Origin of the sequence: Vibrio sp. La 4.2.2, assembly GCF_027586995.1 — a bacterium.
Classification (GTDB): domain Bacteria; phylum Pseudomonadota; class Gammaproteobacteria; order Enterobacterales; family Vibrionaceae; genus Vibrio; species Vibrio mediterranei.
Genome location: NZ_JAPPTJ010000005.1, coordinates 20,167 through 44,053 on the forward strand (window position 1 = coordinate 20,167; position 23,887 = coordinate 44,053).

At 45.6% G+C, this 23,887-nt stretch carries 25 protein-coding genes; 24 read left to right on the plus strand and 1 reads right to left on the minus strand.

The genetic code is table 11. The features are described 5' to 3' along the window. Window positions 1–3: 3 nt before the first annotated feature. Genes fliQ through flhB form a run of 3 tightly spaced genes read left to right on the plus strand, consistent with a single transcriptional unit; the run spans window position 4 to window position 2,212 of the window. Window positions 4–273, plus strand: a complete 270-nt coding sequence (gene fliQ / locus OH456_RS12075; protein WP_006069973.1) for a flagellar biosynthesis protein FliQ — start codon at window positions 4–6, stop codon at window positions 271–273. 7 nt (window positions 274–280) lie between these two features. Then, complete coding sequence (gene fliR / locus OH456_RS12080) at window positions 281–1,063, plus strand: flagellar biosynthetic protein FliR (protein WP_006069974.1); 783 nt, start codon at window positions 281–283, stop codon at window positions 1,061–1,063. An 18-nt stretch (window positions 1,064–1,081) separates the two neighbouring features. Further along, window positions 1,082–2,212 carry a flagellar biosynthesis protein FlhB gene (flhB, locus tag OH456_RS12085; protein ID WP_198558129.1) on the plus strand — a complete coding sequence of 377 codons (1,131 nt, stop codon included), beginning with the start codon at window positions 1,082–1,084 and terminating at the stop codon, window positions 2,210–2,212. Between the two features lie 13 nt (window positions 2,213–2,225). On the opposite strand, the gene OH456_RS12090 is transcribed toward flhB, so the two are convergent. After that, on the minus strand, window positions 2,226–3,506 hold the full coding sequence (locus tag OH456_RS12090) for a patatin-like phospholipase family protein (RefSeq protein ID WP_270033538.1): 1,281 nt from the start codon (window positions 3,504–3,506) through the stop codon (window positions 2,226–2,228). 310 nt (window positions 3,507–3,816) lie between these two features. Between OH456_RS12090 and flhA the strand changes: the two genes are divergently transcribed. The 21 genes from flhA (at window position 3,817) to ccmI (ending at window position 23,797) form a co-directional block, all read left to right on the plus strand. Next, window positions 3,817–5,916 (plus strand): flagellar biosynthesis protein FlhA, encoded by a 2,100-nt coding sequence (gene flhA / locus OH456_RS12095; protein WP_124940102.1) that lies wholly within the window; start codon window positions 3,817–3,819, stop codon window positions 5,914–5,916. Between the two features lie 28 nt (window positions 5,917–5,944). Beyond that, a complete protein-coding gene (gene flhF, locus OH456_RS12100; protein WP_270033539.1) occupies window positions 5,945–7,495 on the plus strand; it encodes a flagellar biosynthesis protein FlhF in 1,551 nt (516 codons plus the stop codon). Between the two features lie 12 nt (window positions 7,496–7,507). Further along, a complete protein-coding gene (locus OH456_RS12105) occupies window positions 7,508–8,395 on the plus strand; it encodes a MinD/ParA family protein (RefSeq protein WP_031495379.1) in 888 nt (295 codons plus the stop codon). Next, complete coding sequence (locus OH456_RS12110) at window positions 8,388–9,119, plus strand: RNA polymerase sigma factor FliA (RefSeq protein WP_006069979.1); 732 nt, start codon at window positions 8,388–8,390, stop codon at window positions 9,117–9,119. The genes OH456_RS12105 and OH456_RS12110 overlap by 8 nt, the downstream gene beginning before the upstream one ends. A 45-nt stretch (window positions 9,120–9,164) precedes the next feature. Beyond that, window positions 9,165–9,533 (plus strand): chemotaxis response regulator CheY, encoded by a 369-nt coding sequence (gene cheY, locus OH456_RS12115; RefSeq protein ID WP_006069980.1) that lies wholly within the window; start codon window positions 9,165–9,167, stop codon window positions 9,531–9,533. A gap of 31 nt (window positions 9,534–9,564) precedes the next feature. Continuing rightward, on the plus strand, window positions 9,565–10,281 hold the full coding sequence (locus OH456_RS12120) for a protein phosphatase CheZ (RefSeq protein WP_006069981.1): 717 nt from the start codon (window positions 9,565–9,567) through the stop codon (window positions 10,279–10,281). Between the two features lie 9 nt (window positions 10,282–10,290). Beyond that, window positions 10,291–12,504, plus strand: coding sequence for a chemotaxis protein CheA (locus tag OH456_RS12125; protein WP_270033540.1), 2,214 nt, complete (start codon window positions 10,291–10,293; stop codon window positions 12,502–12,504). Between the two features lie 13 nt (window positions 12,505–12,517). Continuing rightward, on the plus strand, window positions 12,518–13,645 hold the full coding sequence (locus OH456_RS12130; protein ID WP_124940099.1) for a protein-glutamate methylesterase/protein-glutamine glutaminase: 1,128 nt from the start codon (window positions 12,518–12,520) through the stop codon (window positions 13,643–13,645). A gap of 2 nt (window positions 13,646–13,647) precedes the next feature. Then, window positions 13,648–14,427 (plus strand): ParA family protein, encoded by a 780-nt coding sequence (locus tag OH456_RS12135; RefSeq protein WP_006069984.1) that lies wholly within the window; start codon window positions 13,648–13,650, stop codon window positions 14,425–14,427. Beyond that, the gene (locus tag OH456_RS12140; protein WP_270033541.1) at window positions 14,417–15,430 is read left to right on the plus strand and encodes a chemotaxis protein CheW; all 1,014 of its coding nucleotides are present in this window, start codon (window positions 14,417–14,419) and stop codon (window positions 15,428–15,430) included. Before OH456_RS12135 ends, OH456_RS12140 begins: the two co-directional genes overlap by 11 nt. Before the next feature lie 71 nt (window positions 15,431–15,501). Further along, window positions 15,502–15,996, plus strand: a complete 495-nt coding sequence (locus OH456_RS12145; RefSeq protein ID WP_006069986.1) for a chemotaxis protein CheW — start codon at window positions 15,502–15,504, stop codon at window positions 15,994–15,996. Then, entirely contained in the window at window positions 15,996–16,499 is a 504-nt protein-coding gene (locus tag OH456_RS12150; protein WP_006069987.1) for a DUF2802 domain-containing protein, read from the plus strand. The genes OH456_RS12145 and OH456_RS12150 overlap by 1 nt, the downstream gene beginning before the upstream one ends. Window positions 16,500–16,788: 289 nt before the next feature. Further along, window positions 16,789–17,406: a cytochrome c biogenesis heme-transporting ATPase CcmA gene (gene ccmA / locus OH456_RS12155; protein WP_006069988.1), complete on the plus strand. Its 618-nt coding sequence runs from the start codon at window positions 16,789–16,791 to the stop codon at window positions 17,404–17,406. 1 nt (window position 17,407) lies between these two features. Continuing rightward, complete coding sequence (ccmB, locus tag OH456_RS12160) at window positions 17,408–18,076, plus strand: heme exporter protein CcmB (protein WP_006069989.1); 669 nt, start codon at window positions 17,408–17,410, stop codon at window positions 18,074–18,076. A gap of 66 nt (window positions 18,077–18,142) precedes the next feature. Further along, window positions 18,143–18,892, plus strand: a complete 750-nt coding sequence (locus OH456_RS12165) for a heme ABC transporter permease (RefSeq protein WP_006069990.1) — start codon at window positions 18,143–18,145, stop codon at window positions 18,890–18,892. Window positions 18,893–18,897: 5 nt separating this feature from the next. Beyond that, window positions 18,898–19,104 (plus strand): heme exporter protein CcmD, encoded by a 207-nt coding sequence (gene ccmD / locus OH456_RS12170; RefSeq protein ID WP_006069991.1) that lies wholly within the window; start codon window positions 18,898–18,900, stop codon window positions 19,102–19,104. Beyond that, window positions 19,101–19,586 (plus strand): cytochrome c maturation protein CcmE, encoded by a 486-nt coding sequence (ccmE, locus tag OH456_RS12175; protein WP_006069992.1) that lies wholly within the window; start codon window positions 19,101–19,103, stop codon window positions 19,584–19,586. Before ccmD ends, ccmE begins: the two co-directional genes overlap by 4 nt. Continuing rightward, entirely contained in the window at window positions 19,583–21,544 is a 1,962-nt protein-coding gene (locus tag OH456_RS12180; RefSeq protein ID WP_038229391.1) for a heme lyase CcmF/NrfE family subunit, read from the plus strand. The genes ccmE and OH456_RS12180 overlap by 4 nt, the downstream gene beginning before the upstream one ends. Next, window positions 21,544–22,098, plus strand: a complete 555-nt coding sequence (locus OH456_RS12185; RefSeq protein ID WP_006069994.1) for a DsbE family thiol:disulfide interchange protein — start codon at window positions 21,544–21,546, stop codon at window positions 22,096–22,098. The genes OH456_RS12180 and OH456_RS12185 overlap by 1 nt, the downstream gene beginning before the upstream one ends. Continuing rightward, on the plus strand, window positions 22,095–22,580 hold the full coding sequence (locus OH456_RS12190; protein ID WP_006069995.1) for a cytochrome c-type biogenesis protein: 486 nt from the start codon (window positions 22,095–22,097) through the stop codon (window positions 22,578–22,580). The genes OH456_RS12185 and OH456_RS12190 overlap by 4 nt, the downstream gene beginning before the upstream one ends. Continuing rightward, window positions 22,580–23,797, plus strand: coding sequence for a c-type cytochrome biogenesis protein CcmI (ccmI, locus tag OH456_RS12195; protein ID WP_006069996.1), 1,218 nt, complete (start codon window positions 22,580–22,582; stop codon window positions 23,795–23,797). Before OH456_RS12190 ends, ccmI begins: the two co-directional genes overlap by 1 nt. The last annotated feature ends 90 nt before the right edge of the window (window positions 23,798–23,887 follow it).

A 23,887-nucleotide genomic window follows, 5' to 3' on the forward strand; every position in this document is an offset into this window, starting at 1 on the left:
TCGATGACTCCAGAGGTATTTGTTGAACTGTTTAGAGACGCATTATGGATGGTGTTGATCCTCGTCTGTGCCATTGTAGTGCCAAGTCTTCTCGTCGGTTTGGTGGTGGCAATTTTCCAAGCAGCCACTTCTATCAATGAACAGACGCTGAGTTTTCTACCAAGATTGATAGTCACCATATTGGCGTTGATTGGCTTTGCTCACTGGGGCACTCAGATGATGATGGAGTTTTTCTATGAAATTATAGAGAGACTGCCACAGGTACTCTGGTAATAACATTATGGAGTACCCTACCAGCGCTGTACTCGAATGGATCAGTAATTACTTTTGGCCTTACGTGCGTATTTCTGCCATGTTGATGGTGATGTCGGTGACGGGGGCCAACTTTGTGTCACCTAGAATTCGATTGTTTTTGGGGCTAGCGCTGACACTGGCTGTCATGCCTTCTATCCCTGCCGTTCCGCAAACTATCGAGTTGTTTTCTTTCCAAGGCTTTCTTACGGTCGCAGAACAGATACTGATTGGTACTGCGATGGGGATGACGACCGTCTTCATGATTCAGACGTTTGTTATGCTAGGTCAGATCCTCGGTATGCAATCGAGTCTGGGTTTCGCGTCTATGGTCGACCCGGCGAATGGCCAAAATACTCCTTTGCTGGGTCAGCTATTTATGTTCCTAGCCACGATGTTTTTTTTGGCAACGGATGGTCATTTGAAAATGATTCAACTGGTGGTGATGAGCTTTAAGACTTTGCCTATCGGGTCTGGACACCTCTCTAGTGCCGACTTTCGCGAGATGGCTGGATGGTTAAGTATCATGTTCCAAACCGCGCTGAGTATGGCCTTAGCCGGGATTATCGCTCTATTAACGGTTAATTTGTCGTTTGGTGTGATGACTCGTGCGGCACCGCAGTTGAATATTTTCTCTCTTGGTTTTGCCTTTGCATTGCTGATTGGTTTGATGATCTGTTGGTACATCATGGCTGGCCTGTACAGTCACTACCAATTGTATTGGCTCGAAGTGGAAGGTCAGGTATGTCGCTTGATCGACCTGAACTGTTAAGCGAGTAGGAGGCTGACGATGGCAGAATCAGATGGCCAAGAACGCACCGAAGACGCCACCCCCCAGCGGCTTAAACAAGCTCGCGAAAAGGGGCAGGTGGCACGTTCTAAAGAGTTAGCGTCGGTCTCAGTACTGATTGTTGGGGCGCTTTCGCTGATGATGTTTGGTGAAGGGCTCGCGCGCGCTTTGTTTGGTTCAATGGCTCGGCTGTTTAACTTGAGCCGAGAAGAAATCTACGATTCGACCAAGCTGTTTGATGTGGCACTTGGCGCACTTTCCAGTCTATTGCTCCCACTTCTGCTTATCTTGTTTGTTCTATTTATTGCGGCGTTAATCGGAGCTGCTGGCGTTGGTGGTATTAGTTTCTCTGCAGAAGCGGCGATGCCAAAACTATCCAAAATGAACCCGCTGAGTGGCCTTAAACGCATGGTGGGAATGCAAAGCTGGGTTGAGCTGATCAAATCGATTTTAAAGGTCACGTTGGTGGCAGGGATGGCATTCTATCTCGTTAATGCCTCCAGAGCAGACTTGTTCCAGCTTAGTATGGAAGTCTTTCCACAAAACATTTTTCACGCGCTCGATATTTTACTTAACTTTATTTTGTTGATTAGTGCGACACTATTGATTGTGGTCGCCATCGATATTCCATTCCAGATTTGGCAGCATGCGAATCAGCTCAAAATGACAAAGCAAGAAGTCAAAGATGAGTTTAAAGATACCGAAGGTAAACCCGAGGTGAAAGGACGGATTCGAATGCTGCAAAGAGAAGCCGCTCAACGAAGAATGATGGCAGAAGTACCGCAGGCCGACGTTATTATTACCAACCCGGAGCACTTCTCTGTAGCGCTGCGCTATAAACAGGGGCAAGACAAAGCGCCTGTCGTGGTTGCAAAGGGGATCGACCACATGGCACTTAAGATACGAGAAGTGGCTAGAGAGCACAGCATCTACGTAATTCCTTCGCCTCCGTTAGCGCGTTCTCTTTATCATACAACAGAACTGGAGCAGGAGATTCCAGATGGCTTGTTTGCCGCGGTTGCTCAGATATTGGCGTATGTGTATCAACTTAAACAGTATCGCAAAAAAGGTGGACAGCGCCCTACGCTGCAAAATGATCAAATTACCATTCCAAAAGATATGAGATTTTAATGAAGCACCTTATTTATTGGGTGTGCTGTAAAATCATAGTTTGAAATTCAGAGTGATTTAGTAATTGTTTACGACCCTCAGTGATCATTATGTCTATTGAGTCTGCTTCTAAGGTAAAGTCGGTGGGGATCTCATTCATTATCGCTTTGAGTTTTGCATCTTGTACATTCTGAACACTGATCTCAATAAAATAAGGCTTGATAACCTTGTGCTTTGTTGAGCCTTCTTGTGACCATTTCTGCATAGAATCGAGGATTAAATCCTTGGTTGAGTCATTGTAGCGATGGAGCTGAATGTCGGTTACCGCATCCAAGGTATCTTTGATACTTGGAGCTTCAGAGTGACGACCGATACCAAGTTCTGGGGAGGTGGAAGCGTCAACAGAAATAATCACGAATGGAATGCTAGATGATGAATGAGAGGCGTTAAGTATTTGTTCTGCTTCGTAGTGCTCCATCAGTTCATAAATGGCTAATAAACCTAGGTTATCGGTAATTCCGCCATCTACTAGGTGTATGTATTGGTTTTTCTTTTTACTTCTGTAGCTATCTATGCTGTCTACGAATTGCTGGCTTCGGTTAGGTAACCCATGATTGATTAGCTTAAGCGGGATTGGTGTAGATTCACATGTTGGATAATTCTCTAGCACAACGGGCGGAAACAAAACAGGCACAGCAGACGATGCCATGACGGCGCTTGAAATAGGGTAGTTATCTACGTTAGAACATAACAAATCAAAGTATTCCGGTGTAAATGAAAAACGCGTCCGAGTCGTAATATCAGAAGCATTAATAATAATGTATGGTGATTGGGTATTATCTATATCCGAAAAAATGGCGTCACCAAAGATATGATCTTGATAATAATTGGTGGCGTCGGCAGTTAGGTTTTTTGGAACCATCCATCGAAATGGTGAGAGGAAATGCGAAGCGATATCATGGGAAACCTCTTGATATAAGAAATCTTGCCTATATTGCTCTAGCTTGTCATGTCCATATAAGCCAAGGTAGGCCGCGGTGAAACTTCCTCCTGATACAGCACTTACGACATCTACCTCGTCAATTAACGAGATTGACTGGCCGTCTACTTGTATTTGAGTTTGCGCTAGAGCCTCCAGTACACCGTAAGAGAGCGCCGCAGCTCGACTACCTCCTCCTGAAAATGAAAGCATAACAATCATATGGTTAGGTCGTTGTAGGTACTTTTGCAAGGTATAATCAGAAGTGGACTGTGATGTACTGAGTTTTTGGTTAACAGGTAGCGTGTGTGACGTACACCCTAGTGCCAGGCTCATTAACAACACTGGCACGTGTTTCAAATTTCTGATTGTTAACATTGATTCAAAATTTTCCTGCTCAATTCGTTATGACTTAGTCAGTTCGCGAAAATTAATGCGTCTGATCCTAATTTAATCAACTCATTTTTTAAGCAGGGTAATATCGAATTGTCTGTCTCAAGAAATGAGACAATCAGAGGCGCCAGAATATAAAAATATCGTCAAATATTTGACGAATCTAGTGGCTTGATTCTTGCTAGTTGCTGTTGTTATAGGATTATTTTCACCAAGGGCTAGTGGTTTTGGTGACGCAGTGACGTAGTTATTAATGAAGTTGACTTTACCTTTTACCGATAGGTTGCCAAACATTCCTCGCAGAGCATTACCAGCTATTGGTGCGCCAATTATGGTTCTTGCAGCGTTGGCAATGATCGTTCTTCCGATACCGGCATTTCTTCTCGACCTGTTTTTTACCTTCAACATCGCGTTAGCGATGGTGGTACTATTGGTGTCGGTCTATACCCGTCGTCCTCTCGACTTTGCTGCTTTTCCGACGGTGTTGCTCATCGCTACTTTACTGCGTTTGGCACTAAACGTTGCTTCAACTCGAGTGGTGTTACTGTATGGTCACGAGGGAAGTGGTGCAGCAGGTAACGTTATTGAGGCCTTTGGTAACGTAGTGATTGGCGGTAACTACGCAGTTGGTTTAGTCGTGTTTATGATTTTGATGATCATTAACTTTATGGTGGTTACCAAAGGTGCGGGACGGATCTCTGAAGTAAGTGCACGCTTTACTTTGGACGCGTTGCCAGGTAAGCAAATGGCCATCGATGCTGACTTGAATGCAGGCCTTATTGATCAAGAGCAGGCTAGAACACGCCGATTTGAAGTAACCAAAGAAGCAGACTTCTACGGCTCGATGGATGGTGCATCAAAGTTCGTTAAAGGTGATGCCATTGCTGGTATTCTGATTTTGTTCTTAAACATTATTGGTGGCTTGAGTATTGGGATGATGCAGTACTCACTCAGTTTTGGTGATGCCATCCAAATCTATACACTATTAACCATTGGTGATGGTTTAGTAGCACAGATTCCATCACTATTACTCTCTATCGCTGCTGCAATCATGGTAACCCGTCAAAATACTGACGAGGATATGGGACAGCAAGTTGTTTTCCAACTGTTTGATAATCCGAAAGCTCTAACCATTACAGCGGGGATCCTGGGTGTGATGGGTATTGTGCCTGGTATGCCTCATTTTGCATTCTTGATGCTGGCATTGATTGCCGGTTTGGGGGCTTACTGGTTACACAGAAAACAAGCTAAGAAAGAGGAGCAGAAGAATCTGCCCGCTGAGATCAGCAGCAACGAAACCTCATCAACTCCTAAAGAGCTGTCTTGGGATGATGTTCACCCTGTGGATGTCATTGGCTTGGAAGTCGGTTATCGGTTGATACCGCTTGTTGACCGAGACCAAGGTGGTGAATTACTCGAGCGTGTTAAAGGAGTTCGTAAGAAGCTGTCACAAGATTTTGGCTTCCTCATCCCAGCTGTTCATATTCGCGACAACCTAGAGCTAACACCAAATTCCTATCGAATCACGTTGATGGGAGTCGCGGTAGGTGAAGCAGAAATTCGTCCTGACCAAGAATTAGCGATTAATCCGGGACAAGTTTATGGTTTGATTGACGGCGAACAAACCATCGATCCAGCATTCGGACTTGAAGCGGTCTGGATTCAGGAAGCACAGCGAGAGCACGCTCAAGCACTAGGCTATACCGTTGTCGACTCATCTACTGTGTTGGCGACTCACTTAAGTCAGTTGCTAACTAACAATGCTGCGCAATTGCTTGGACACGAAGAAGTGCAAAACCTTCTTGAGATGCTGGGACGAAGTGCGCCAAAACTGGTCGAAGACTTTGTACCAGAGCAATTACCTTTAGGAACCGTGGTGAAAGTGCTGCAAAACTTGCTGCATGAAGCAATACCAATTAGAGATATTCGAACTATTGTGCAAACTTTGGCCGAGTACTCCGGCAAGAGTCAAGAACCTGACGTTCTCACAGCAGCGGTTCGAATAGCGCTAAAACGACTAATTGTTCAGGAAATCAATGGAATAGAGCCAGAGTTGCCGGTTATTACTCTTATTCCTGAGCTGGAACAAATATTGCATCAAACAATGCAAGCTTCTGGTGGTGAATCAACCGGAATTGAACCTGGATTAGCCGAACGACTGCAAGCGTCACTAACTCAAGCGACACAAGAGCAAGAGCTAAAAGGTGAGGCAGCTGTGCTGCTGACATCAGGGGTACTACGTTCGACATTGGCTAAGTTTGTGAAAAATACCATTCCTAACTTACGTGTCTTGTCTTACCAAGAAATCCCAGATGAGAAACAAATCAGAATTGTGCAAGCTGTTGGTAATTAGCGGTTTGGATGGAAAATGGATGTAACAGTTGAAAATTAAACGATTTTTTGCCAGAGATATGCGTCAGGCATTGCTCCAAGTGAAAGAAGAACTTGGTGCTGAAGCGGTGATCATGTCCAATAAAAAAGTGGCGGGTGGGGTAGAAATCGTTGCTGCCGTCGATGGTGATAGTTCGCCATCGGAACCACGTCAGATGCAGAGCAATGCATTGGCGGCACCAACACGTCCACAAAGCAGTTATGACGGTGGTCGCCAGACCAATGACCTTTATGCTGATGGTAGAAACCATAACAGTGGACGCAGCCTCAAGGACGACGTTGTGAATCTCAATCAAAAAAGTTCAGCAAGCGCGCCTTCGGTCACCGATCGATTTGCCAATATGCTCAAAAACTATCGTGGTGCTGACAGCAACGCGAGTAAAAGCGCATCGACACCACCTGATTCTCTTTCTGCTTTGTTAGAAAGACAATCAGAGCGAGCAAAATCGGTCAGTGACGGTTATCAAAACAGCGATCGCTATCAATACGCTCAAGAAAATCGCTCAGATTTTGACTCTCGCGACAATCGCTCAAGCGTACGTTCCACAGGGCGTCATCAATTTGCTGAAAATAGCACAGATGCACCGCGCCGAGGTTCCAGTCCACGTGACGCGAAAATCGGTGAAGAGCTCGAAGCGATGAAGGAAGATATGTCATCCATCCGTCGCCTTCTTGAACATCAGGTGTCCGGTTTAATGTGGCAAGAAGTTGAGCGCCGAGAGCCACTTCGAGCCATGTTAATCAAACGATTAGAAAGAATGGGTCTGTCTCCAGAACTTTCCGATCAGCTCGCTTGTTATATCCCAGAAGATACGCCGCCTCAAAAAGCATGGAAGGCATTGCTGTCTTTAGTCTCAGATCAAATCGTTGTGAGCAAGCAAGATATTCTGCGCAAAGGTGGGATTGTCGCGTTGCTTGGGCCTACGGGTGTCGGTAAAACGACGACAGTGGCTAAATTAGCGGCAAGAGCCGCTATGGAATACGGTTCGGATAACGTAGCGCTAGTCACAACGGATACCTACCGAATTGGTGCTCATGAGCAATTATCCATTTATGGCAGAATTATGGGATGTCCCGTCAGAGTTGCTAAAGATTCTGAAGAACTTGCCGATGTACTATATCAATTAAGAAACAGACGCTTAGTGCTGATTGATACCGCAGGTATGGGGCAGCGAGACGTTAGGCTTTCCGAACAGCTAGATACGCTGATGCAGGAGAGTGGAGAAGTAATACATAGCTACTTGGTGCTACCGGCGACGGCGCAGCGTCAAGTGTTGCAAGAAACGTTAGACCACTTTAGACGCATCCCGTTATCAGGGTGCATTATGACTAAGTTGGATGAGTCGTTAAGCTTGGGCGAATTTATCAGTGTTGTAGTACAAAATGCACTGCCAGTCACCTATATTGCCAATGGACAACGGGTGCCAGAAGACATTGTAATTGCGCAGCCCAAATATATGGTCGCGAAAGCGAACGAACTATTAGAGAAGTCGACAGAGAATGAACCCCACTTCTGGAACAGTGATATGGAGGGGGTTTAGGTGCAAGCGAATATGACAAATAACATGATACATGACCAAGCGAGTGGCCTAAGACGTTTGACTCAGCCAACGTTGACGAAGGTAATTTCAGTTACTGGCGGTAAAGGTGGTGTTGGTAAATCCAATGTGACGCTTGGACTTGCAATCTGTATGGCTCGTCAAGGCAAAAAAGTAATGGTGTTGGATGCCGATTTAGGTCTGGCAAATGTCGACGTCATGCTTGGTATTCGACCTAAGAAAAACCTCGGCCATGTATTAGCAGGCGAATGTGATTTAAAAGATGCTATTGTCGAAGGTCCTCACGGCATTCGAATTATCCCAGCGACATCTGGAACGCAGAGCATGACGGAGCTGAGCCATGCTCAACATATGGGATTGATTCGAGCGTTTGGTAGCTTAGAAGAAGAAATGGACGTCTTGCTTGTTGATACCGCAGCGGGCATTTCCGATATGGTGGTGAGTTTTTCTCGCGCAGCGCAAGATGTAGTGGTGGTGGTTTGTGATGAACCAACCTCAATTACCGATGCTTATGCACTTATTAAGCTACTTAGTCGAGAGCATCAAGTTCAGCGCTTCAAAGTGGTGGCGAATATGGTTCGTAGCTATCGAGAAGGGCGAGAATTGTTTACAAAATTGACATTAGTCACAGAACGATTCCTCAATGTGAGTCTTGAGTTAGTCGCATGCATCCCATTAGATGATAAAGTGCGACAAGCAGTGAAGAGACAAAAGATAGTAGTTGATGCATTTCCACGCTCACCTGCTGCTCTAGCGCTAAGTTCTTTGGCGAACAAAGCGTTAACTTGGCCTATTCCAAAAGTACCAAGTGGGCACCTAGAGTTTTTTGTCGAAAGGCTACTAAATAGACCAGAAGCGCTAGAGGAACCGTTTAGTGAATAAAGCTTTGACCTATGACCAACATGCCAATTTGAGTGGTCAGCAAGCTTTCTTAGAGAAGTACTCAGTATTGGTGAAGCGTATCGCCCACCATTTGATTGGGCGACTTCCACCGAACGTGTTGGTTGAAGACTTGATTCAGGCTGGAATGATCGGCCTGATTGAAGCACAAAAAAATTACGATGGCAGTAAAGGTGCGAGCTTCGAAACCTACGCAGGGATTCGGATTCGAGGAGCCATGCTTGACGATATTCGTCGCGGTGATTGGGTGCCACGTTCGGTACATAAACATAGCCGTGATATCTCTCAGGCCATTTCGGTGTTGGAAGTCGAGCTGAATCGAGACCCAACCGATTCTGAGGTGGCTAACTATTTGGGGCTGAGTCTTGCTCAATACCACAAAGCTCTGACCGATATTAATTGTTCGAAGTTGGTGGGAATAGAAGATTTAGGCGTTTCGGAAGATTCTGTCTCTGTTTCAGATGAAGAAGATAATACTCCGTTTCAAGGCGTCGCGGACGATGCGTTCCGTGAAGCGTTAATAGAATCAATAAAATCGCTACCAGAGCGTGAAGCATTAACGTTATCCTTGTATTATGACGAAGAGTTAAATTTGAAGGAGATAGGTGAAGTATTGGGCGTCAGCGAATCGCGCGTTAGTCAAATATTGAGCCAATCGATGCAGCGTCTTCGCACCAAGCTAAGTGCTTGGACAGATAATAATTAATAAACACTGATCTTGCTTTCAGTGGAGGCAATTTTGAATAAAAACATGAAAATCCTTATTGTTGACGACTTTTCAACAATGCGCCGTATTGTCAAAAACCTTCTACGCGACTTGGGCTTTAGCAACACGCTAGAAGCTGATGACGGTTTAACGGCACTACCAATGCTCAAGAAGGGCGATTTTGACTTTGTCGTAACCGACTGGAATATGCCAGGCATGCAAGGGATCGATCTACTACGACACATCCGAGCGGATGAAGAACTTAAACACCTACCTGTTCTTATGATCACTGCAGAAGCTAAACGCGAGCAGATTATCGAAGCGGCGCAAGCCGGTGTAAATGGTTACATCGTTAAACCATTTACCGCAGCAACACTAAAAGAAAAATTAGACAAAATTTTCGAGCGTTTATAACGCGCTCAGCATAGCGAATGGCTATATCAGAATGATTTCATTAGAACAAGCTAAGCAGCTTGTTGATTTGTTGGAAAACGACAAACAACAAGAAGCCAATGAGCTGGTCATGATGATTCAAGGCGGCAACGAAAGTCGAGTACTTCAAGAAGTTGGCGCTCTGACTCGTGACCTGCACGATGCTTTAAAGGAATTCAGCATTGATACGCGTCTTAATGAGATCGCCAATGATGAAATCCCTGAGGCTCGCGACCGCTTAGAATACGTCATCAACAAAACGGAAATTTCTGCCAATACCACAATGGACGCGGTAGAACGTTGTCTGCCTATGGCGGACAATCTCCATGAATGTTTATTGCAAGTTCGTCCACAGTGGAACGAGCTAATGCATGGCAGGCTTGAGCTAAAACAATTTAAAGACCTGTGTCATCGTATTGATGATCTACTTAGTCAGGTGGAAGGGGATGGTACCGAACTGCGTACTCAGCTCACCAACATTCTAATGGCGCAGGATTTTCAAGACCTTACTGGACAAATCATTCGCCGCGTTATCACTTTAGTCAGTGAAGTGGAAACGAGGCTGGTGGAAATCTTGAAAGTGTTCAGTGACGAACAACAACCAATAACAACAAAACCAAAGCAGGCACCAGTTGGCGTCGAGGGACCGATTATTAACCCTCATGAGAGAGACGATGCCGTCTCTTCGCAAGACGAAGTCGATGATTTGCTTTCGAGTCTTGGGTTTTAGGGGTGGACAATGAGCTACGAATTAGATGAAGAGATTCTACAGGACTTTCTAGTAGAAGCGGGTGAGATACTCGAATTGCTTTCAGAGCAGCTAGTCGAACTAGAGAACAATCCTGAAGATAAAGATCTTTTGAATGCGATATTTAGAGGTTTCCACACCGTAAAAGGTGGTGCAGGATTTCTAGCATTAACTGAACTTGTTGATACCTGTCATGGTGCGGAAAACGTCTTCGATATCCTTCGAAACGGCCAGCGCTCAGTGAATGCCAGTCTAATGGATACCATGCTTAAAGCGTTAGACACCGTTAACCATCAGTTCCAATCAGTTCAGAACATGGCTCCGATTGAACCGGCCGATCCTGCACTACTAGAGGAACTTCATCGCCTAAGTAAGCCAGAGTCCGCAGACGAGGCCGTAGCTCCTAAGGTTGAAATCCCAGAACCTCCGACCGTCTCTGAGCCAGAACTCAGCGTAGTTGAATCTTCAACGGTGGCGCAAGGCGACTCCATCGATGATATTACTCAGGATGAGTTTGAGCGTCTTTTAGATGAGCTTCATGGCAAGGGGAGTGGCCCGAGTAAAGTTGCGGCTGCGCCTGCCATCTCTGCGGTGGATAGCGCGCCTGTTGCGCCTGCGGAACTTAGCTCGTCAGACATTACGGACGATGAGTTTGAAAAACTGTTAGACGAACTACATGGTGTTGGGAAGGGACCTTCTGCGGCAGATGTTGCCCCGGCAGTGACCCCTGTAGCTGCTTCTAAGCCAGAGGTTAAAGAGACACCAGCAGGGTCTGACGGCGGTGATTTGATGACGGACGAAGAGTTCGAGAAACTGCTGGATGAATTGCATGGTGTTGGTAAGGGTCCTTCTCCAGATGAACTGGATGTAGCAACAAAACCTGCATCTCAAAACGTTGCACCAGCGACGATCGAGCCTAAAGTAGCAGAACCTGCTAAAGCGGCGGCCCCGGCTGTTGCGCCAGCCCCAGAAAAATCCTTACCAGCGGAAAGCAAGAACACGGCTGTGCAGGTCAAGAAACCACAAGCCGAAGCAACAGTTCGTGTTGATACTTCAACACTGGATACCATCATGAACATGGTTGGTGAGCTGGTTTTGGTTCGTAACCGCTTGGTAAGTCTTGGTCTCAACAGTAATGATGAAGAGATGTCTAAAGCAGTCTCCAATCTCGATGTTGTGACAGCAGATCTGCAAGGTGCGGTAATGAAAACCCGCATGCAGCCTATTAAGAAAGTCTTCGGTCGCTTCCCACGAGTGGTAAGAGATTTAGCGCGTAGCCTTAACAAGGACATTGTTCTTGAAATGCAAGGTGAAGATACCGACCTCGATAAGAACTTAGTAGAAGCCCTAGCGGATCCACTGATTCACTTGGTTCGAAACTCGGTTGACCATGGTGTGGAGATGCCAGATGTTCGTGAACAGTCAGGTAAATCTCGCACGGGTAAGATAACCCTTTCTGCCTCTCAAGAAGGTGACCATATCGAACTTGCCATTATTGATGATGGCGGTGGTATGGACCCTGAGAAGTTGCGTGCTATCGCGGTAAAACGCGGCATGATGGATGAGGACGCAGCCTCTCGTCTGACCGACAAAGAGTGCTTTAATCTTATCTTTATGCCGGGCTTCTCTAGCAAAGAAAAGATCTCGGATATATCGGGTCGTGGCGTAGGTATGGATGTGGTGAAGACTGCCATTAATACCTTAAACGGCTCTATCGATATTGATTCAGAACTCGGTAAAGGCACCAAAATTACCATTAAAGTTCCGCTCACATTAGCGATACTTCCAACCTTGATGGTGGGAGTGGGAGGTAATCCATTTGCACTGCCTTTGGCAAGCGTGAACGAAATTTTCCACCTAGATTTAAGCCGTACCAATGTGGTTGATGGTCAATTGACCATCATTGTTCGTGATAAGTCGATTCCTCTGTTCTATCTGCAAAACTGGCTCGCACCACATGCGGGTCGCGCTGAGCAGCGGACGGGTCATGGGCATGTGGTCATCGTTCAGATAGGCAGCCAACGTGTTGGTTTTGTTGTGGATACTTTGATCGGCCAAGAAGAAGTGGTGATTAAACCGCTAGATAGCCTATTACAAGGTACGCCGGGCATGGCAGGCGCAACCATTACTAGTGATGGTCACATCGCATTGATATTAGACGTACCTGACTTACTCAAGCAGTACGCAGCAGCATCGCGTATCTAATTTAGGGAAGTCTATGTCACTTAAAGTACTCGTCGTCGACGACTCAAGTTTTTTCCGCAGACGTGTTAGCGATATTATTAATGCAGCCCCTCGATTAGAAGTGGTTGATGTTGCTGTGAATGGCAAAGAGGCCGTCGAAAAGGCATTGTCTCTGAAACCCGATGTGATCACTATGGATATAGAGATGCCAGTTATGGATGGCATCTCTGCGGTACGTGAGATCATGGCGTCTCAGCCAACCCCGATACTTATGTTCTCGTCTTTGACGCATGAAGGCGCCAAAGCGACCTTAGATGCATTGGAAGCTGGTGCTTTAGATTTCTTACCAAAGAAATTTGAAGATATTGCGCGCAACAAAGACGAAGCCGTCAGCCTGTTGCAGCAACGTGTGCAGCAAATTGCTAGCCGTCGCGCGTTGTTACGCAGAACACCTATTCGCCCAATATCAAGGTCAGCGGGCACAATAACATCGAGAACAGCCGCTTCACGTGTCGAACCTTCAGTGAGTGCTGTAAAAGCCACCGCGCCAGCGACCCCAGCCGCACGGTTTCGTGCCAGTGGTAAGTCGTATCAGTTGACAGCGATCGGAACTTCAACAGGCGGACCAGTGGCTCTACAAAAGATCTTAACCAAGTTACCTGTTAATTATCCCCATCCGATTCTGCTTGTACAGCATATGCCAGCGACGTTTACTGCAGCGTTTGCAGCACGCTTAAACTCTCTTTGCCAAATTACGGTCAAAGAAGCGGCGGATGGCGATATGTTACAACCAGGTGTTGCCTATTTGGCGCCAGGCGGAATGCAGATGATGCTCGAAGGACGTCCTGGTAATACCAAGATCCGCATCATTGATGGTGGCGAACGCATGAATTACAAACCCTGTGTTGATGTCACCTTTGGTTCTGCCGCTAAGATCTATCAAGACAAAGTGTTGTCGATGATATTAACTGGAATGGGTGCAGATGGTAGAGAAGGCGCTCGTATGCTCAAAGCTGCAGGGTCAACTATTTGGGCACAAGACGAAGAGTCTTGCGTGGTTTATGGCATGCCTCAGGCTGTAGCGAAAGCAGGTATTTCGACGGAAGACCTGCCGTTGGAGCGCATCGCCGAACGTATTTTAGTAGAGCTCAAGAGGCACTAACTATGATTGTTTGGAGTGTAGCTAACCAAAAAGGTGGAGTGGGCAAAACCACCACCACGGTAACGTTGGCAGGGCTATTGAGCCAAAAGGGGCATCGAGTCTTGTTGATCGATACCGACCCTCATGCATCATTGACCACTTATCTGGGTATGGATTCAGACGAGCTGACTCATAGCTTGTTTGATTTGTTCCAACTGAAAGAATTCAGTGAGACACGTGTTAAAGCCTTAATTCACCAGACCGAGATAGATAATATTGATATTTTGCCAGCTCATATGTCGCTGGCGACACTCGATCGCGTTATGGGTAATCGCAGTGGCATGGGGCTTATCTTAAAACGCGCATTATTGGCACTTCGTGACGAGTACGATTATGTGTTGATAGACTGCCCACCAATATTAGGTGTGATGATGGTCAACGCGTTGGCGGCGAGTGATAGAATTTTAATCCCAGTACAGACCGAGTTTTTGGCTATGAAAGGGCTGGAAAGAATGGTGCGTACGTTGGCTATCATGCAGAAATCACGTCAACGCCCATTCAAAGTAACGATTGTCCCTACCATGTATGACAAACGCACTCGGGCATCTTTGCAAACACTCACCCAGCTTAAACACGATTATCCATCGCAAGTTTGGAGCTCTGCGGTACCTATCGATACCAAATTTAGAGACGCAAGTCTTAAGCACTTACCTGCGTCGCATTTTGCCGCTGGAAGTCGTGGCGTATTTGCCTATAAGCAGCTGCTGATTTATTTAGAAAGGTTGGCTCAAGATGAAAGCTGATGCAGCTCCCCTCTCAAGCGAACAAGCGCTAGACGATTACTTTACGTCATTATTGGGGCTAGAAGATGGCCTTGATTTTGATAGTGGAGAGTCTGAACCAATCGAAGTGAGTGAACCAGTTTCTGTTGCTGAATCATCGGAAGCTGAGGCTCTTATTGAGCAGCAGGATTCGCTATCTACATGGCAACCTGAGCCTCAACTACAACTCAACCAAAGCAAAGAAGTAGCACGCACTTACGACGAACTTATCGCGGAAGCTGAAGAGCCTGATCTACAACACCTTGAGAAGCTGTTTAGTGGGTTGCAGCACCAGTCAGAAACCCAAGCAACTGAAGAGTCAATAGTTGCTGAGCCAAACATAGCCGTTCAGGTGGAGTCAGAACAAATTGCTGCTGAAGCAGCAACAGAAGAAATTCAATCGTGGGATCTAGAAGAAACTTCGGATGTAATTAGTGATATTAAAGTTGATTCTGAGATTGCCGATACAGTTGATGTAGAACTGGTTACCGCAGATGGTGGGTCGGGTGAGCAGAACATTTGGCAAAATGGCGAGCGTACTGAAGGTTTTCAGGTGCTGTATTTTGATGTCAATGGTATGACGTTTGCCGTGCCTTTGGATGAGCTTGGGGGTATCCACCAGATTGGTGAGCTAAACCATTTGATTGGCAAACCTGCTTGGTATCTGGGGCTGCAGTCGAGTCGCGATAGTCAACTTGATGTGGTTGATACGGCTATGTGGGTAATGCCTGATGTTCTTAATGACGATAGTTACAAAGATGCCTATGAGTATATTGTGATGTTAGGTGAGAGCCATTGGGGACTGGCGTCTACAGAGCTTAAAGGTACTGAGCTACTTCAACCAGAAGCGGTGCGCTGGAGAGAAAAATCCGGTAAGCGTCCTTGGCTTGCTGGGATGGTAAAAGAACAAATGTGTGCGTTAGTTCATGTGTCTGAGCTAATTGACATGCTTAATGCTGGATTAGATGTTAAATCGGTACAGTAAACAACAAAATTAATGCTATTTGCTTCCGCTTTCATTATGAAGCAAGGCAGAAATGAATTGAGAGGAAGACTATGTCTCAAACGATGGATGTTGAACTAAGAAAAGATCAAGCTAACGATGAAGTGCTGCAATGGGTGACGTTTCAGTTAGAAGAAGAAACCTACGGCATCAATGTTATGCAAGTTCGAGAAGTACTTCGTTATACAGAGATAGCGCCTGTACCTGGAGCACCAGACTACGTTCTGGGCATTATTAACCTCCGTGGCAACGTGGTCACGGTGATTGATACTCGTTCACGTTTTGGCTTGATGCCTGGTGAAATCACGGATAATACTCGTATCATTGTTATCGAATCTGAACGCCAAGTTATTGGTATTCTAGTCGACAGTGTGGCTGAAGTGGTTTATCTGCGCTCTTCTGAAATTGATACAACGCCAAGTGTTGGTACAGATGAAAGCGCGAAGTTCATTCAAGGGGTGAGCAACCGTGAAGGTAAATTGTTGATTCTTGTTGACCTTAATAAACTGCTCTCTGAAGATGAGTGGGATGAAATGGCTTATCTATAATGATTGACTCTGTGTCTTTGATGTCACCACTGCTATGGGGAGCGGTGGCATTAGCAATTATTCTCTTTGTATGGTTGGTGAAGGTTCATCGTGGCCTGAATCTACATAAGGCACATGCTCGCCAGCAAAAGCGAGCGCTAGAGAAAGATGTAGAAAAATGCAATAAACAGCTTCTTGAAGTACGTTCGGTGTTAGTTGGACTTGGTCAGAAAGTATCTGAACAAGAAGAAATTATAGCTCACCTAACCGAGCGTATTATCGAGCTGGAAAATGTCGATAGTGACGGTCGTTTGTACACTCGCGCTAACAAAATGGTCAAACTGGGCGCGGATATCAACGAGCTTATCGAAGAGTGCGAACTTCCAAAGGCAGAAGCAGAGCTGATGCTCTCCCTGCAGAACAAAATTGCCGGCAAAGAAAAAGTGCCGCCTTTACACAAGGCAAAGCAACCTGTCCGAGCACCCGCCAGTCAAGGTTATCCCTCCCTTAAAAAGAGCAGATAGGCGTTACAGAACATCAATAACTCATTGATGTTCTTGTTCTATTTTAATAACAACGTTAACAATTCTTTACCTTTTTCTAGTCGTCATAGGTGTACGGTTTGCTATTCTATGGTTCGGCATGATATGACAAATTAAGAAAATATCTACCACTTTATGGGTATATATTTCGTTTTAAGAACAGTAATTTATAGTTTCTTACCAAGTTTCGTGAAGCGAGTTTGATCATTATCGTTTAACGCTATTTTAGCTATGGTAAGATGGACGCCCTGTCGAACCAGTACGTAAATGAATGTTAGAAGTAACAAAATTAACAGCGATTCGCGATGACCGCGTATTATTTGAGAATTTATCTTTTTCTTTACAATTAGGCGATCTCGTACAGATTGAGGGCCGAAACGGTACCGGTAAAACCACGCTGATGCGTATTGTTGCTGGACTGGGAGATAAAGAAGAAGGTGAGATCAAATGGAACGGTGAAAAAATCGAATCCAGTCGGGAAGATTATCACCAATCTTTGTTGTTTCTAGGACACCAAACTGGCGTCAAACGCGATCTGACCGCGTTCGAAAATCTAAAGTTTTATCAGTCTATTCATGCTCCTGACACATCGACGGAACAGATTTTTTCTGCGTTAACCCAAGTCGGCCTTGCTGGTCGAGAAGATGTACCTGTTGCTCAACTTTCTGCAGGTCAACAACGCAGAGTAGCGTTGGCGCGTCTTTGGCTCAGTAAGCAACCATTGTGGATTTTGGATGAACCACTGACTGCGATCGATAAGCAGGGTGTTAAAGTGCTAGAAGATCTATTTCTCAACCATGCGGAACAGGGCGGTATCGTATTGTTAACGACTCACCAAGATATGTTTAGCGACAATCCTAAACTCAAAAAGATCAAACTTGGAGAGTAGTATGATTGCGTCCATGATGAAAATAATCCGTCGAGAGCTACTCATTGCGTTTCGTCGTCAAGCCGATATTTTCAATCCACTATGGTTTTTCATCATAGTGATTACTCTTTTTCCATTAAGTATCGGACCTGAGCCGAATCTACTGGCGCGTATTGCTGCTGGTATTGTGTGGGTTGCTGCTTTGCTTTCTGCACTTTTGTCATTGGAGCGACTGTTTAAAGATGACTTCCAAGACGGGTCTCTTGAACAGATGATGCTCATGCCTATTCCCCTACAACTGGTTGTTATAGCAAAGATTATTGCTCACTGGTTGCTGACAGGGTTGCCTCTTATCATTATTAGTCCACTGCTGGCGATTTTGTTATCACTGGACTCAAATACATGGATTGCTGTCGTCTTAACTTTATTGGTGGGGACACCTACCTTGAGTTTTATAGGCGCTATCGGTGTTGCATTGACCGTTGGGTTGCAAAAAGGTGGGGTGCTGCTGAGTTTGCTCGTATTGCCTCTCTATATTCCTATTCTAATATTTGCTACCTCTGCGATTGATGCTGCATCATTGGGTGTTGCGTATAATGGTCAGTTAGCTTTGCTAGCTGCGATGTTAGCCGGAGCAATGACTCTGACTCCGTTTGCTATCAGTGCCGCACTAAGAGTTAGCGTAAACTAAAAATATACCACGCTTACATTGCCGATTCGGCGATGAGAGAAATGTCGTCAAAGAGTGAGAAACACTATGTGGAAATGGCTCCATCCTTATGCCAAACCCGAAACCACTTACCAATTGTGCGGTAAGCTTTTACCATGGTTTGCCACGATAGCATTACTATGTCTATCCATCGGCACCGTCTGGGGACTTGCTTTTGCACCTTCAGACTATCAACAAGGTGATAGCTTCCGTATTATCTATATTCACGTCCCTTCTGCAATTTGGTCTATGGGCGTGTATATGTCGATGGCGATTTCGGCATTTATTGGTTTAGTGTGGCAGGTTAAGTTGTCTAACTTAGCGGCTCTGGCGATGGCGCCAATTGGTGCGGTCTACACTTTCATCGCACTGTTAACCGGTGCTGTGTGGGGCAAGCCTATGTGGGGTGCATGGTGGGTCTGGGATGCTCGTCTGACGTCAGAACTGATTCTTCTATTCCTTTATTTAGGTGTCATTGCGCTTTACCACGCGTTTGATGATCAAAAAACGGCAGCAAAAGCAGCGGGTATTCTTGCCATAGTAGGTGTGATTAACCTCCCTATAATCCATTTCTCTGTGGAGTGGTGGAACACGCTACATCAAGGCGCGACAATTACTAAGTTCGCTAAACCTTCGATTTCCAGCGACATGCTGTGGCCACTACTATTGAATATTTTCGGATTTGCCTTCTTCTTTGGAGCTGTGACGATGATTCGTTTACGTAATGAGATCATCAATAAAGAGGGGCACCGTCCGTGGGTGATCAAACTGGCTGAACAAGCCAAGCAAAGAGGTTAGATATTATGCATTTTGAATCTTTAGGTGACTTTTTTGCTATGGGAGGTTATGCCTCCTATGTTTGGAGTGCATTCGGCATCACCTTTTTGTCCATGATTATTCTTCTTGTGACTAGCGTGTCACGAGGAAAAAAACTACTTAAAGACGTTCAAGCTAAAGTCGATAGGCAGGCGCGTATCGAAGCAGCGAAAAATATGGAGAACACTCTATGAACCCAAGGCGTAAGAAAAGGCTCGGCATTATTCTGGCCATTTTCATTGGTATCGGTGCGACTGTTGGCTTGATCATTTATGCACTTAATCAAAACATGGATCTGTTCTATACACCAACGGAATTGGTGAATGGTAAGAAAGACGGCTCAAAACCTGAAATTGGCCAACGCCTGCGTATTGGTGGAATGGTGGTTGCAGGTTCGGTAAGTCGTGATACAGAATCACTGCGCGTCAGCTTCGATTTAGCTGATGTCGGTCCTAAGGTGACAGTGGTTTATGATGGTATTCTTCCTGACTTGTTCCGTGAAGGGCAGGGCATTGTTGCTCAAGGAGTACTAGTGGAGCCTACTAAGATTGAGGCTTTTGAAGTACTAGCTAAGCACGATGAAGAATACATGCCGCCTGAAGTAGCAGAAGCTATGAAGAAGACGCATGAACCACTGCAATATTCTCAAGAACAGAAACAAGGAAGCGGTCAATGATTGCTGAAATTGGTCACTTTGCACTGATACTCTCGTTGAGTTTATCAGTGTTACTCAGTATTTTGCCGCTCATAGGCGCATCGAAAAACAACACATTGCTGATGAACACGGCAAGGCCCCTCTCTTGGGGTATGTTCATTATGCTACTGTTGTCCTTTGTTATTCTCGAGTGGGCGTTTTACGTTAACGACTTTACGTTGCAGTATGTGGCGAACAACTCGAATACTCAGTTGCCTTGGTACTACCGTCTAACGGCAGTATGGGGTGCTCACGAAGGCTCATTATTACTTTGGGTGTTGATTCAAGCGGCTTGGACCGTTGCTGTAGCTAGCTTTAGCCGTGGTATGCCTCAAGAGTCAGTCGCGCGAGTACTAGCAGTAATGGGCATGATCACAGTAGGTTTCTTACTGTTTATCATTGTTACTTCAAACCCATTTTTAAGAACATTACCTTTCTTCCCGGTTAATGGACGAGATCTCAACCCACTGTTGCAAGACCCTGGTTTGATCATCCACCCTCCAATGCTATATATGGGGTATGTTGGCTTCTCGGTTGCGTTCTCTTTTGCGATTGCATCATTGATGTCAGGTCGCTTGGATACTGCTTGGGCTCGCTGGTCTCGACCTTGGACAACCGCTGCATGGGTTTTCCTAACTCTAGGTATCGCACTAGGTTCATGGTGGGCATATTATGAGCTTGGCTGGGGCGGCTGGTGGTTCTGGGACCCAGTTGAAAATGCCTCGTTCATGCCTTGGTTAGCGGGTACCGCATTAATGCACTCGTTGGCAGTGACTGAAAAACGCGGCACGTTCAAAGCTTGGACGGTATTGTTGGCTATTTCTGCATTCTCTTTGAGTTTGTTGGGTACCTTCTTAGTACGTTCCGGTATTTTGGTCTCAGTACACGCCTTTGCTTCCGATCCGTCGCGCGGTATGTTTATCCTCGGTTTCTTAGTATTCGTGATAGGTGGTTCCTTACTGCTGTTTGCTTTGAAAGGTGCCTCGGTGAGAGTACGTGGTAACTTCGACTTGCTGTCACGTGAAAACGCGCTGTTGGGTAACAATGTTCTGTTGATGGCAGCACTCGTCGTGGTACTTGTTGGTACTTTGCTACCACTTGTTCATAAACAGATTGGTTTGGGCTCGGTATCGATCGGTGCGCCATTCTTTAATATGTTGTTTACTTGGCTAATGGTGCCATTCGCGTTCCTACTGGGTATTGGCCCTCTGATTCGTTGGAAGCGTGACAAAATGTCGACGCTTATTAAGCCAATGGTCATCTCTGGTGTTATCTCACTTGCTTTCTCTGCGCTGATGGTAACCGTTTTGGCCGAATACTTTACAGGTCTAGCATTCCTTGGTTGGTTGATGGCATCTTGGATCATTACCATGCATGGCTTTGAACTTTACGAGCGTGCAACTCACCGCCACAGTTTTGCCAAAGGCATTACTAAGCTACCTCGCAGCCACTGGGCGATGATGTTGGGTCACATCGGCTTAGCAGTAAGCGTTATTGGTATCGCCATGGTGCAAAACTACAGCATTGAACGCGATGTGCGTTTAGCGCCGGGTGAGCATTACCAGATTAATGACTACGATTTCTATTTCAAAGGTCTGCGTGACAAAGATGGTCCGAACTACGATGGTTATATCGCTGACTTTGAAATCACCAAAGATGGTAAATACATCAACACCCTTCATGCAGAAAAGCGTTTCTATCGCACTGCTAAGTCTATGATGACTGAAGCCGCTATCGATCGTGGAGTGACTCGTGACTTGTATATCGCGATGGGTGAGCGTCTAGATGATGGTAAGTCATGGGCAGTTCGTATCTACCACAAACCGTTTGTTCGTTGGATTTGGTTAGGTGCGCTGATTATGTCTATCGGTGGTGCATTAGCTATAAGTGATAAACGTTACCGTTTCAGAAAGACAGCGAAGGCGGAAGGAGACGCATAATGAATAAGAAGATCCTATTTATTCCTTTAGTCGCATTTCTAATTTTGGTGTCGGTCTTTGCCGTTCAGCTAGGGCGTAACCAGGCTGGGGACGATCCTACCAAGCTAGAATCGGTGCTGATTGGCAAACACGTTCCAGAGTTTCGTTTAGAAGATCTTGCCGAGCCTGGAAAACTGTACAATCAAGATATCTTCAAAGGTGAGCCTTTACTGCTAAATGTTTGGGCTACATGGTGTCCAACTTGTTATGCAGAGCACCAGTATCTCAATGAGCTTGCGGGGAATGGCGTCAAAATCATCGGTTTGAACTACAAAGATCAACGTAACAAGGCGATTCAATGGCTTAATGAGTTGGGTAATCCTTACTTGATTAGCCTGTTCGATGGTGATGGCATGTTAGGTCTAGATTTAGGGGTTTACGGTGCGCCTGAAACCTTCTTAATCGATGCTAATGGTGTGATTCGTTACCGTCACGTTGGCGATGTGAACGCTCGCAACTGGAGTGAGAAACTTCAGCCTCTATATCAGCAAATGTTAGAGGAGGCGAAAAAATGAAAAAGTGGTTAATCGCTTTAACGTCTTCACTAGTGCTCGCATTGACAGCTAATGCTGCAATTGAAGTTCATGAGTTTGACTCGTTAGAACAGGAAAATCAGTTCCAAGAGCTAAACCACACGCTGCGTTGCCCTAAGTGTCAAAACAATACTATCGGTGACTCTAATGCTGAGCTTGCTGTAGACCTTCGTCAGAAAGTCTATGAGATGACCAAAGAAGGCAAATCTAAGCAAGAGATTATCGACTATATGATCGCTCGCTACGGTAACTTTGTGACTTATAATCCACCGCTGACATTCGCAACGGCGATCCTCTGGGTTGGCCCGTTATTTGTCGTGGTGTTCGGTTTTGGTTTGATTGTGATGCGCAGTCGTAAGAACCGCGCTAAGCAAACTGAACAAGCAGGCAGCGAGTGGAGCGATGAAAAAGAAGCTCAACTGAAAGCGTTGCTGGATGAAAAAGAGACTGGAGATAAGCAGTAATGACACTTTTTTGGATATCAACAGTCGGTCTTGTTGTCGTTGCAATCGCACTGCTGGCAATCACTCTTAACAGTAAGAAAGCCAACAACGATGAACAGCTTCGTGATGAATTAAACAAGGCATTCTATAAAGATCGTCTTTCTGAGTTGGAAGTGGAAAACGAAGAAGGCTTGGTGGAGAACCAACAAGACTTAATCGATGACCTTAAACAATCACTGCTTGACGATATTCCACAACAGCAGCAACAGACCGAGAAATTCAATATTTCGCCAATGGCGGTACTGATTCCTTCTGTTGCTTTGGTTGTGATCTTGACTTACGGCATGTATATGCATTTTGGTGGTGCAACCAAGGTGAAAAATTGGCAAGAAGTCACAGCTAACCTTCCTGAATTATCGAAGAAGCTGATGGCGGGTTCTGCTGAGCCAATGACTGAAGATGAGATGCAAGATCTTACTTTGGCCTTGCGTACTCGTTTGCACTATCAAAAAGACGATGCAACGGGCTGGTTGCTATTAGGTCGAATCGCCCTTGCGAATCGCGATGTGACAACCGCTACAGACGCGATGGAAAAAGCCTATCGGCTAACGCCTAACGATGCAGATGTTAAGTTAGGTTACGCTCAAGCTCTGATGATGTCTCAAGATGAAATGGATAATAATCGTGCAAGAAGCCTACTTACTAGCTTGATTCAAGAAGAGTATGTTGATCTTCGAGTGTTCTCGCTATTGGCATTCGATGCATTTGAGCGAGAAGATTTCCCAGGAGCTATCCGTTACTGGTCGATTATGCAGAAAATGATTGGTCCAGAAGATAGCCGCTATGAAATGCTTTCTCGAAGCATTGAGAGTGCCAAAGCGCGCATGGGTGAGCCGATTGTTCAAGGTAAGTCAGTGGCGGTGACGATTTCACTAAGCCCTGATGCTCGTATCCCAGAAGATGCAGCACTAATCGTCTCAGTACACCCAGCAGACGGTTCGCCAATGCCAGTTGCGGCGGCGCGCTATCCGCTAGGTACTTTCCCACGTACTGTTGTTTTGGATGATAACAACAGCATGATGGAAGGGCGTAAACTATCAAGTTTGGATGGACTCATTGTGAGAGTTCGTATCGATAGTGATGGTAATGTTGCGACTCGCGATGGCGATTGGTTTGGTGAAAGCCAACCTGCTAAATTGGGTGATACCGTGGAGGTGTCTATTAATCAGCAGTACTAATGCCTATAACATATAGTCATACTGATTAATAAATATTGGCCTAGATTGTTGCTTTAACTAGCCTGTGTAGTTGCATACCGCTATACTCAT

Coding starts and splice junctions, on each gene's coding strand:
- OH456_RS12165 (WP_006069990.1), top strand. CDS start 18,143: ATGTGGAAATGGCTCCATCCTTATGCCAAACCCGAAACCACTTACCAA.
- ccmI (WP_006069996.1), top strand. CDS start 22,580: ATGACACTTTTTTGGATATCAACAGTCGGTCTTGTTGTCGTTGCAATC.
- OH456_RS12105 (WP_031495379.1), top strand. CDS start 7,508: ATGACAAATAACATGATACATGACCAAGCGAGTGGCCTAAGACGTTTG.
- OH456_RS12090 (WP_270033538.1), bottom strand. CDS start 3,506: ATGAGCCTGGCACTAGGGTGTACGTCACACACGCTACCTGTTAACCAA.
- ccmD (WP_006069991.1), top strand. CDS start 18,898: ATGCATTTTGAATCTTTAGGTGACTTTTTTGCTATGGGAGGTTATGCC.
- fliQ (WP_006069973.1), top strand. CDS start 4: ATGACTCCAGAGGTATTTGTTGAACTGTTTAGAGACGCATTATGGATG.
- flhB (WP_198558129.1), top strand. CDS start 1,082: ATGGCAGAATCAGATGGCCAAGAACGCACCGAAGACGCCACCCCCCAG.
- OH456_RS12120 (WP_006069981.1), top strand. CDS start 9,565: ATGATTTCATTAGAACAAGCTAAGCAGCTTGTTGATTTGTTGGAAAAC.
- ccmE (WP_006069992.1), top strand. CDS start 19,101: ATGAACCCAAGGCGTAAGAAAAGGCTCGGCATTATTCTGGCCATTTTC.
- fliR (WP_006069974.1), top strand. CDS start 281: ATGGAGTACCCTACCAGCGCTGTACTCGAATGGATCAGTAATTACTTT.
- OH456_RS12180 (WP_038229391.1), top strand. CDS start 19,583: ATGATTGCTGAAATTGGTCACTTTGCACTGATACTCTCGTTGAGTTTA.
- OH456_RS12140 (WP_270033541.1), top strand. CDS start 14,417: ATGAAAGCTGATGCAGCTCCCCTCTCAAGCGAACAAGCGCTAGACGAT.
- flhA (WP_124940102.1), top strand. CDS start 3,817: ATGAAGTTGACTTTACCTTTTACCGATAGGTTGCCAAACATTCCTCGC.
- OH456_RS12185 (WP_006069994.1), top strand. CDS start 21,544: ATGAATAAGAAGATCCTATTTATTCCTTTAGTCGCATTTCTAATTTTG.
- OH456_RS12145 (WP_006069986.1), top strand. CDS start 15,502: ATGTCTCAAACGATGGATGTTGAACTAAGAAAAGATCAAGCTAACGAT.
- OH456_RS12130 (WP_124940099.1), top strand. CDS start 12,518: ATGTCACTTAAAGTACTCGTCGTCGACGACTCAAGTTTTTTCCGCAGA.
- OH456_RS12190 (WP_006069995.1), top strand. CDS start 22,095: ATGAAAAAGTGGTTAATCGCTTTAACGTCTTCACTAGTGCTCGCATTG.
- ccmA (WP_006069988.1), top strand. CDS start 16,789: ATGTTAGAAGTAACAAAATTAACAGCGATTCGCGATGACCGCGTATTA.
- OH456_RS12135 (WP_006069984.1), top strand. CDS start 13,648: ATGATTGTTTGGAGTGTAGCTAACCAAAAAGGTGGAGTGGGCAAAACC.
- OH456_RS12150 (WP_006069987.1), top strand. CDS start 15,996: ATGATTGACTCTGTGTCTTTGATGTCACCACTGCTATGGGGAGCGGTG.
- OH456_RS12125 (WP_270033540.1), top strand. CDS start 10,291: ATGAGCTACGAATTAGATGAAGAGATTCTACAGGACTTTCTAGTAGAA.
- cheY (WP_006069980.1), top strand. CDS start 9,165: ATGAAAATCCTTATTGTTGACGACTTTTCAACAATGCGCCGTATTGTC.
- ccmB (WP_006069989.1), top strand. CDS start 17,408: ATGATTGCGTCCATGATGAAAATAATCCGTCGAGAGCTACTCATTGCG.